6 protein-coding genes are annotated in these 10,093 nt (G+C 60.9%); 2 read left to right on the forward strand and 4 right to left on the reverse strand.

Annotation, left to right across the window (positions count from 1 at the left end; translation table 11 throughout):
• Positions 1-23 precede the first annotated feature (23 nt).
• A complete protein-coding gene (locus tag EEB12_RS27580; RefSeq protein WP_029255497.1) occupies positions 24-635 on the reverse strand; it encodes a glyoxalase in 612 nt (203 codons plus the stop codon).
• A 317-nt stretch (positions 636-952) separates the two neighbouring features.
• Between EEB12_RS27580 and EEB12_RS27585 the strand changes: the two genes are divergently transcribed.
• The gene (locus EEB12_RS27585) at positions 953-4,057 is read left to right on the forward strand and encodes a multicopper oxidase family protein (RefSeq protein WP_258537564.1); all 3,105 of its coding nucleotides are present in this window, start codon (positions 953-955) and stop codon (positions 4,055-4,057) included.
• Between the two features lie 118 nt (positions 4,058-4,175).
• Positions 4,176-5,414, forward strand: a complete 1,239-nt coding sequence (locus EEB12_RS27590) for an HNH endonuclease signature motif containing protein (protein ID WP_141488871.1) — start codon at positions 4,176-4,178, stop codon at positions 5,412-5,414.
• Positions 5,415-5,499: 85 nt separating this feature from the next.
• On the opposite strand, the gene EEB12_RS27595 is transcribed toward EEB12_RS27590, so the two are convergent.
• Genes EEB12_RS27595 through EEB12_RS27605 form a run of 3 tightly spaced genes read right to left on the reverse strand, consistent with a single transcriptional unit; the run spans position 5,500 to position 9,982 of the window.
• Positions 5,500-6,471 carry an antibiotic biosynthesis monooxygenase gene (locus EEB12_RS27595; protein ID WP_029255495.1) on the reverse strand — a complete coding sequence of 324 codons (972 nt, stop codon included), beginning with the start codon at positions 6,469-6,471 and terminating at the stop codon, positions 5,500-5,502.
• Entirely contained in the window at positions 6,468-9,161 is a 2,694-nt protein-coding gene (locus tag EEB12_RS27600) for a molybdopterin-dependent oxidoreductase (RefSeq protein ID WP_046378654.1), read from the reverse strand. Before EEB12_RS27600 ends, EEB12_RS27595 begins: the two co-directional genes overlap by 4 nt.
• Positions 9,158-9,982 carry an FAD binding domain-containing protein gene (locus EEB12_RS27605; protein WP_021333613.1) on the reverse strand — a complete coding sequence of 275 codons (825 nt, stop codon included), beginning with the start codon at positions 9,980-9,982 and terminating at the stop codon, positions 9,158-9,160. The genes EEB12_RS27600 and EEB12_RS27605 overlap by 4 nt, the downstream gene beginning before the upstream one ends.
• Between the last annotated feature and the right edge of the window lie 111 nt (positions 9,983-10,093).

Raw genomic sequence — 10,093 nt, forward strand, 5'->3', positions numbered from 1 at the left:
GTGTTCTCGAGACACCGCCTGCGTCAGGAATGGGTGCTTTCCCAGGCGAAACCGTCAGGATCCGCGAAGGGTTCGGACGCACCGGTGATGGTGATTCGGTGCGATCCGGTGCCCTCGGGAGCGAGCCCGGCGTCCTTTGCCAGGGCGCCTCGGCCGTACAGTGCCAGCGTGACATTGTTTGCTGCGCTGGTGAATTCGACGTACTTGCGGCCGAAGCTCTTCGACACCTCGAGGCCGTGGTCGAGGTAGAACTGCTTGCTGGCCTTGACGTCTTCGGCGCCGAGCAGCAGCACGAGGCTGTCGATTGTGCGGGTGGCGGGTTCATTGTTCTTCTTCGACGACGTGGCGATCTTCCAGATCGAACCGTCCGGAGCCTGAAGGACTCCGCCGTATCCCCAGAGGGATTTCTTCACCGGCTTCAAGACGGCGGCACCGGCTGCGAGTGCGGCGCCGACGAAGGCGTCGACGATGTTCGGTTGGGAGACGACGAGCGAAAGGGTGTACCCACGAAACCCGGTTGTCGGTTCGTTCGATTCGCGTAGCTGGATTCGATCTCCGACGCCGAGAGCGTTGTAGAAGGCTTCGGCTGCGACGAGGTCGGGTACGTCGAGGATCACGGATTGCGCGGTGGTCATCCGGGCGCTCCCTGCTGATGTGTGGATTGACGACGTGTGGTCGGAAGTGGACTTCTGTGGTGTGTTCATGTGTTTCAACGTAATTGCGGGCCCCTTGGCTGTGCTTCTCGATTTCTGATCGGTTTGCTGAGACTGCTTGCAAGGTGCAGCGCTCGAGCGGGCACTAGGTGGGCAATTTGTCGTGAATGTACTGTTCAGCCGATGTTTTCTCGATAGGCTGATGAGCGCTGATCGGACGTATCTCACGCCACCATGGAACGGGGAAACCAGTGATCGCACTGCGAGGAAGGTCGTTAGCCGCAGCAGTAGTGGTGTCCATGACGATGGCGTTGGCCGCGTGTACGTCCGCTGAATCGGCGCCCGAGGTGGGCGCCAACTACGGCTCGGACGGAACCGCCGTCGACTACCGGGAGCCGGTGAAACTGAGTAGCCGAGATGGTGTTCTCGAGGTGCGCTTGTCCGCTCATCAGGGAGTGATTCCGCTCGATACCGCTTCGGCGCCCGTGTCGAATTTTCTGCTCTTCGGGTACGAGGTCATCCGCGGTACGGCGTCGGACGGATCGACCTCGGCGAGTGACGTCTATCCGGCGCCGACTCTCCGCGTCAATCCCGGAGAGCGATTGATCATTCATTACGACAACGATTTGCAGGATCTCACGATCGAGGACTTCTACGATCCGGCATTCACACCGGCGGGCGGGGACGTGCCGATCTATCCGCCGGCGCTGACGTCGGCTCCGCTGAATCTGCACACGCACGGAGTGCACGTGAGTCCGGACGGCAATGCGGACAACGTGTTGCTCAACATTCCCGCCGGCCAGGGAAACGTGTACGACTACGCGATTCCGGGGACGATGCCGAACGGTCTCTACTGGTACCACAGTCACCGGCACACCCTCACCGCCCAGCAGACGTACATGGGCTTGGCCGGGCTACTGGAAATCGGCCGGCCGGACGGGAATTTGCCTGTCGTGACGGCAAACGACGTTCCGATTCGCGATATGGCACTGCAGTACAACTTCGTATTCGACCGCAAAGGAAAGGGCCGGCAGCTCAACGACGCGAACTGGCCCCAATTCGTCAGTACGTTGACGCCACCCGCCGGTACCGAATTAGCCGACGGGACGTACCGTCCGAGCCTTGCTCCGGTGAATTTCTCGGACACCACCGAGGGCGCGCAGTATTTCACCAACTGGTACGCGGGACCGTTGTCCCCGGCCAATCATCGTGGACAGAATCAATTCGTTCCAGGCAATCTGCAGAGCTTCGTGGGTGAATCGACGAGTGTTCCGGCCGATCCCTCACTGCCGGACAACCAACGCGATGTGCAGTACACCGTGAACGGTCAGTTCCAGCCGTCGCTGAAACTGAAGCCGGGGCAGACCGAGATCTGGGTGCTTGCCAACATCAGCGACTTTGCCTACATGCCGGTTACGTTGACGGAAACCGCAACCGGCACCCATCCGAAGTTCGCAATCGTGGGGCAGGACGGAAACCCGTTCGACGAGGTCAGGCCACCCGTGGACGGGGACGGAACCAGGCTGGTGATTCCGCCGGCCTCGCGCTATGCAATCGCCGTGACGATGCCGGAGTCCGGCGATCTGGTGCTGGAGATGCCACCGCTGGAAGGTGCGAAACCGGTGAGCAATCCGGGAATTCTCTATACCAACAACGGTACCGACAATCCGCCCGCCGAACTCGGAACCGTCACCGTCGACCCGTCGGTGATCAGTTACGCGGACGGATTCTTCACGTTCCCGACTCAGCAGTTGATCCGCGCGACGCCAGACGAGGGCGAAGGGAAGACGACTCCCTTCGAGTTCGGACAGAAGCTCGATACCTACACCTCGTTCGTGGATACAGCAGCGATGACGCCCGACGTGACCCGCAACCTCACAGTGTCCGGTGGGTTCGGAAACGAGAAGGCCAGCAACAGCGATCCGAAGGCCTTCACCTACGAATTCGCCGACAACACGTTCCCCAACATCCCGCTGATTCAACCGCGGCTGAATTCCGTTGAAGAATGGAAGATCACGAACCTCAACAACGACGAACACCCGATGCATATTCACGTGAACGACTTCCAAGTGATGGAAGTCGTTGATCCCGTCGCAGGGACGACGACAGGGGTTCAGCCCTGGGGGATCGACAATGTAAACGTGCCTGCTCCGGTGACTGACGAGAATGAGAATGCTCTCGAGCCTGCGTCAGTGACGTTGCGAACGAAGTTCACCGAGTACACCGGAACCTTTGTGATTCACTGCCACCGACTCAATCACGAGGACAACGTTTTGATGGCTACCGTCAACGTGATTCCCGAGGTATCGACGTATGCCGTCGCGATACCTGGTTCGGCCGGCGTGCCCGCAAAGGTGCAGATATTCGATGCCAACGGCGACAAACTGATCACCGCTGTGACGCCCTTCCCGTCGTTCGAAGGCACCCCGAGTGTGGCGATGGCGGACGTGAACGGAGACATGGTGCTTGATCTGGTCGCTGGAACAGGGGCAGGCTCGGCTCCGGAAGTGGTGGCGTACAACGCAGTCGGCGGCGTGCCGTTCACCGACGAGTTGGCAAGATTTGCGCCCTTCGATGTGGGTTTCCGCGGTGGAGTGAACGTCGGTGGTGTCGACATCGACGGAAATGCACTGGCAGACAACATCATCGTTGCATCAGGCCCGGGGATGGAGTCGCAGGTCAAGATTTACTCCACCGACCTTCCGGCGGACAAGAGGTCCGCACCCGCAGAATTCGGTTCGTTCTCGCCGTACCCGGGATCGAGTAGCGGAGTCATGTTCGCAACCGGAATGGTCGACAGTCACTCCGGTCGAGCGAGCATCGTGACAGCACCCGGTGCGGGCGAGGAGCCGTTGATCAAGACGTTCCGCTACGACCTGTACGAACCGACGGCGGCTGCGCAGGGCGACTCCGATGAACACGCAGGTCATACGGATGGTCCGGTAACGACATCACAGTTCTTGGCCTTCGACCAGGGCTACCGCGACGGGGTGTCTCTGTCGACGGGTTGGGTGGCCGGCGCCGAGGGCGGCGCAAAGTCGATAGTGGCAGGCATGCTCGGAGGAGACGGATCAATCCGCGTCTTCTCGAGTGGATCCAGGCTCGACGGTGCACCCGAGATGTACCTCGAGAGTCCAGATCACCATTCGACGGACGTGGCATTTCGGGAGGTTGCAGCTTTCGACCCGTTCACCGATCCAGGGTCGGGTGTGGGAGTGGCCACGACGAGCACGACTACCGGCGCGGATCTCCTCGTCAGCGGCAGCAACGGAACGGGTGCCGAAGTTCGGAAATTCACTCTCGGTCGTGCCGATCCGTCTGCGACCACATTGACACCGACGCTTGTGGGAACGCTGCCGCCCTATCCCGTCGGCGGGGGAGTTCTGCCGCTCGGTGGTCGATGATCAGGTTTTGAGATTTTCTGAAAGTAGTTATATATCAACCGGTCTCGAGTTCGATGTTTCTTGAAACCTGTCCGTTATGTCTCTGGATCTCGAAAGTATGTTCGATTAGACTTTGAGTATGGACAGTCGGGAAGCGTGGCAGCTGGATGGCGAGGGCCTCAAGAGTGAGGTTCTGGATCTGGTGCGTGTCCGACACGAGTTGCAGTCGCGGATGGTGTTGTTGATCGTGGAAATGTTTTCCCGTGAGGTTCTCGGGGGGAAGGGTTTTCGGGCGATCGCGCAGTGGTTGCATGGTTCGACGAATCTCGAGATCGGTGAGTGCAGTCTGCTGGTCGGGTTGGCGCGGTTGTTGATGCTCGAACCCGTTGTCGGCGATGCGTTTCACCGGGGTGACGTGGATGCGTTGAAAGCCCGTCAGGTGGCGTCGTTTTGTCAGCATCCACCGAAGAACATGACTCTGGCAGATGTGGACAAGGCTCGCGGGATTCTGCTTGGTCTGGCGTCGAAGAACATCGCGGATTGTGATGCGGTGCGGGCGGCGATTCGGCGGATCGAGAAGCAGTACGGAAAACGCGAGGACGGTGTTCCGGTCGGGGAAGATTCGGAGCGTAACGAGTTCTACGCCTCGAAAGGCTTGTACGGGCGGGTCACGGTGAAGGGCGATCTGGATGCTGTGAACGGGGCCCGTCTGATCACGTTGTTGTCGAGTTTGTCGGCTCCGACACCGGTGAAGGACGGCGTGAAGGACACCCGTACTCCTACATTACGGCGGGCGGACGGGTTTTGCGAACTGTTGCGCCGGTATGAGCGGGCGGGGTTGGGCCCGGTCGAAGGCGGGGTGAAACCGCACATCACGGTGACTGCGTCGGCGAAGGACTTGACGGATCTGCAAGCGTTGAAAGACCTGCTGCCGTCGACGGAGGAACTCGGGTTCGCGTGGACGGATTGGGTGGGCCCGATCAGCATCGACACCGCACGGATGTTGGCGTGCGACTGCACCGTCACCCGGATCCTCCTGGATGAGAATGGTGTTCCGCTTGACTGCGGCAAGGAAGCGAGAACAGCGACTGTTCCGCAGCGGCGGGCGTTGGCAGTTCGGGATGGCGGGTGCGCGTTCCCGGGATGCGGGACGCCGTCGGGGTGGTGCGATGCCCATCATATTGTTCACTGGAACGATGGTGGCCCAACAGATCTCGACAACCTGATCTTGTTGTGCGGTCATCATCATCGGACGATGCACCACACGGAGTGGCGGGTGGAGATCGGACCGGATCGGAAGTCGGTGTTCTATCCGCCGATGTCGGTTGATCCGTATCAGCAGCCGATCGGCGGGAACAGCCCACCGACGGCCGCCTGAACGGGCATAACTGGAAATGCCAGCGTATGCACCGGGGAAGAATCATGCCCCGGTACATGCGCTGGCATTTCGCGTTCTGGAGAGCTCAGGGCAGCGACCAGAACTGAGTAGTCACCAGATAGAAGACGACCACCCAGAACAAGGTCACGGCAGCGACGATCGCCACCCCTTGCGCGTTGGTTTTTGCGACAGGAATCCCTGGAGGTGGACGCAGCCAACGGTGCAGGAGCCGATTCACGTAGTACGGCATCGTGAAGAAACTCATGATGAAGCTCGACAACAGGTTGCCGATCAACAATCCGAGCCAGAGTGGCAGCTTCAGCGGTGACAGCGCCAAAGTTAGCAAGACGACAGTCGGGTAGAGACCGACCCAGACCGCGATCGAGGTTTTTGTCTCCGAAGGTGGAGGGGCCTCGTTTCCGTTCTCGTCGAAGGCAAACCAACTGCCGAACGAATTGTCCACGGTTCGCAGTTCGAAGTCGTGGAACTTGCGACCCTCGGCGAGAAGCTGTTGTCGCTCAGGGGAAGTCAGCCACGTGTCGAGATGGGCAGCATTGTCGAAGCGATACAGCAGGGTCCACTCATCCTGCACACCGTCGACTGGGCGAAACAGTTCGGTGCCGCGGAATCCGTCGAAAGCACTCTCCACCTCCCGAAGGCGATCCTGCCAGGCAAGGAACTCGTCGATACTGTCGTCACCTACTCGGTGCGTCACTACGACAGTCAGCAGTGGGTCCGGAGGCCTGATCCCGCCGCTCACTACCTGCTGCGTGGCCGGGCCGTCGAAGAACTGACGACCGCTGTCGAGGTAGTCCTGCCTCGTCGCGCTGTTGATCCACGCTTGAACATGAGCGATGGAGTCGAATCGGTACACGATCACCCAATCAGGTTGGGTGGGCGTCGGAGCCGCGATTTCTGCCCCGAGGAAGCCTGCATAATCTGCGGCCGCCCGGTTGAGATCTTTCTGCCAGACCTCGAATTCTTTCTCCAGTCCGGCACGCACTCGCTGGCCGATGATGACCGTAGCGGCGCTGTCCGCCGACGTGTTCGCGGTCATCGGTTCAGGCCTGAGTAGATGCGTTCCGGGGTGAGCGGTAGTGACCGGAATCGTGACCCGGTGGCATCCTGCAGTGCGTTCGCCAAAGCAGGGGCAACCGGATTGATGCAGCACTCCGCCATGCCCTTGGAGCGGAGTGGGCCGACGGAGTCTGATGACTCGACGAGGATCACCTCGGTGCGTGGGACATCTGCATAGGTCGGGATCCGGTAGTTACGTAGATTCGGGTTCGTCATCGCGCCGTTTGCGTCTACGTGGAAGTTCTCGGTGAGTGCGAAGCCGATGCCCTGGGCGACGCCACCTTCGATCTGTCCCCGCACCTGCGCCGGATTGATGATCACCCCAGCGTCGGTGGCTTGGACACTGTAGAGGATGCGGATCTCGCCGGTGATGCGATGGACGGCGATCCGGAAGCCATGAGTGTTGGACACCACGCTGCGCGGCGACCCGTACGCTTTCCGTGCTTCGGTGAATCGGATCCCGCGCGGGCGTGCAGCCTCGAGTAACTCTTGCAGTGTTAATCGAGTACTACCGCAGACGATCTTGTCGTCGTCCATCGAGCACAGGTCAATCGAGACGCCGGTGTGATGTGCGGCGAAGGCCAGTAGTCGATCGCGGAGCGCATTCGACGCGCGGAGTACCGCGTTCCCAGCGACAAACAGGCCGGCGCTGGCGAAAGCGCCTGTGTCGAAACCGGTTCGGTCGGTGTCCGACTGAATGATTCGTACACGTGACGGTGTTGTGCCCAGCTGATTTGCGGCGATCTGCACGTGGGCCGTAGAAGTTCCCTCACCGAATTCGACTGTGCCGATAGCAAGTTCGTATACACAGTCTTCGCCGAGGGTGAGCCAAGCCTCGGAAATGTGCTCGGTGGGTGGCGCGGTCTCATGTAGTGAACTGGCAGTACCGGTGCCGATCAGCCAATCGTCTCCGAGCGAGGGAACCGGTTGGCGCTTCAACGCTGCGTCGATCAGATCGACGCATTGCCCCAGTCCGTCTTCGGTGAAGATCACGTCGTCTGGGCCGTCTTCGAGTGCGACGAGTGAATCGCCAGGTCGGACGATATTGCGTCGACGCAGTTCGAGCGGATCCATGTTCAGCGCGATGGCCAATTCGGTCATGGCCGATTCCACGGCAAAGGCCGGTTGAGTCATCCCGTACCCACGCAAAGCGCCGCTCGGGACGTTATTGGTGTACACGGAATACGCATCGAACTTCTTGTTCGCACAGCGATAGAGCGAGACTGCCGCGCCGCCGGCAAAGAGTGTCTCTCCGCCGTGGTTTCCGTATGCACCGGTGTTCGAGACGTTGCGATAGTGGAACGCGGTGAGTGTCCCGTCCGACTTTGCTCCGAGCTTGATTGTGAGTTTCATCGGATGACGCGGTGACGCGGTGGTGAACTCTTCTTCTCGGGTGAATTCGAGGCAGACGGGACGACCGGTGTCCAGGGTGGCGAGCGCCACCAGATCTTCGCTGATCACTTCCTGTTTTCCTCCGAACCCGCCGCCCACGCGTTTGCAGAACACGCGCAGCTGATCCGGGCGGAGGTCGAAGAGATGGGCGAGTTTGACCTTGGCGATGGAGGGGGACTGCGAACTCGTGCGAACGTGAAGGCGTCCGTCTTCCATCCATGAAATCGAACCGTGCGTCTCGAGATGTGCGTGCTGCACTCGCGGCGAGAAGTAGGTGCCTTCGTGGATGACGTCGGCCTCGGCGAACCCGGCCTCGACGTCGCCCACGTGACCGTGAAGTTCGAGCAGGATGTTGTGCTCGGGATCTCGAACAAAGGGATCGTCGGATCCGTGCAGGGCTGGAGCGCCGTCGGCCATGGCCTCTTCCGGATCGAACACGGAAGGCAGGATCTCGTAATCGACCTTCACCTTCCGACGGCCTTCTTCCGCAGCGACGACGGAGTCGGCGAGGACGGCCACCACCCGCTGACCCACGAACCGCACGACGTTGTCGAGGATGTACGTGTCGTCCGGATCAACAAGGTGGTCGGTATGAATTGCCGTTGTAAAGAGCTTGCGCGGCACGTCTTTCCAGGTGTACACGCGATGGACACCGGGGACGGCGAGCGCCTCGGTGGTGTCGATGGAGGTGATGCGTGCATGCGCGTGGGGCGAGTGCAGCACTTTCAGGTGCAGCATGCCGTCGATCGCGGTGTCCATAGTGTATTCGGCTCGGCCGGTCACGACGTCGGTGGCCGCCGGCGCCCCGACGCTGGTCCCGACCGCCTGTCCGGGGAGGGCAACTTCGACAGCGCCGACACCGTTGACCGCGTCTTCGATGGATCGGTAACCGGTGCAGCGGCACAGGTTTCCCTTGAGCGCTCGCGGCAAGTCTTCTTTCTGCGCGTCGGTGAGCGCCGCGGAGGTCATGATCATTCCGGCGGTGCAGAACCCACACTGAAAGCCGGGTGCATCCCGGAACTGTTGCTGAATCGGATGGAGATCTTCGGGCGTACCGAGTCCCTCGATCGTGGTCACCGCGCGACCGTCGGCGCGAAAGGCGGGCGTGATGCAGCTGTGTATCGGCGCTCCGTCGAGCCACACTGTGCACGCCCCGCAGTCCCCGCCGTCGCAACCCTTCTTCACCCCGTGGTGTCCGAGGTGTCGAAGAAACGTCCGGAGACACTGTCCCGGGAACGGTTCCTCGTCGAACTTCCGGTCGTTCACCGTGTAGCTCATGACTGGCTCCCCGTGAGTTCGATTCGGAGCTCGTCGGCGTAGTGACGGGCGAGGTGCAGGCGGTGGTCGGGGGTTCCGTTGGGATCGTCGAACCAACTGTCGGCCGAAATGGAGTCGACAGCTCGTCGCAGAGAGTGCTCGTCCGGCATCGTGTCGAACGTCAGCCGTATCGGATGCGTAGTGCCGGCGGTGATGGTGACGTGAAAGTCGTCGGCTCCCGGAGTCTGCGTCGCGATCATGAAGATCGTCGAACGGCCGAGGTGCGTGAGACTGAAGCGGCGGTGGGCGTGGCGTTTGGTGAGCGCGTGCACCGGGAACTCGATGCTCCGAAGAACTTCGCCCGGCTCCAGGACATTCTGGTGGTCACCGGTCACGAAGTCGCACGCGTCGACGGTCCTCACTGTTCCGGCGGTGGCCCACAGCGTGAAAGTAGCCTCGAGTGCAACTGCCAGGGTGATCATCGGTCCGGCGGGAAGCGACATACAGATGTTCCCGCCTACGGTGGCCGAATTCCACACCTTGAAAGACGAGAGGAAGTACTCGCAGCTGACGCGAATAAGTGGACTCGCACCCCAATTGTCCGGCGGGACAAACGCATACAGTTCGGCAACGGTGCACGTAGCTCCGACACTGAAATGAGTCGCGCCGACCTCCAGTGGTGTCCACCCGAGCGCGGTGAGGTCGACGAGTCGACGTGTGTCGGGTTGTTCCGCTGAGAACAGCCACGTTCCTCCCGCGAGCCAGGCGTCGCCGGGACGCCACACGTCCCCTGGGCGATCCGGTGGTCGGCGTATCACGTCGGTAATGGTGGTGATGTCCATGCGCCTGCTCCCCTCGGGGGATGTGTCGTCTCGGAGTGGGACATTACCGAGGTGACGGGACACATTCACACTTTTAGTGCATATCGGGCACGTGAAACATGGGCGATACGT

This window comes from Rhodococcus sp. WS1, assembly GCF_003797745.1.
In the GTDB taxonomy this organism is placed as follows: domain Bacteria; phylum Actinomycetota; class Actinomycetes; order Mycobacteriales; family Mycobacteriaceae; genus Rhodococcus_F; species Rhodococcus_F erythropolis.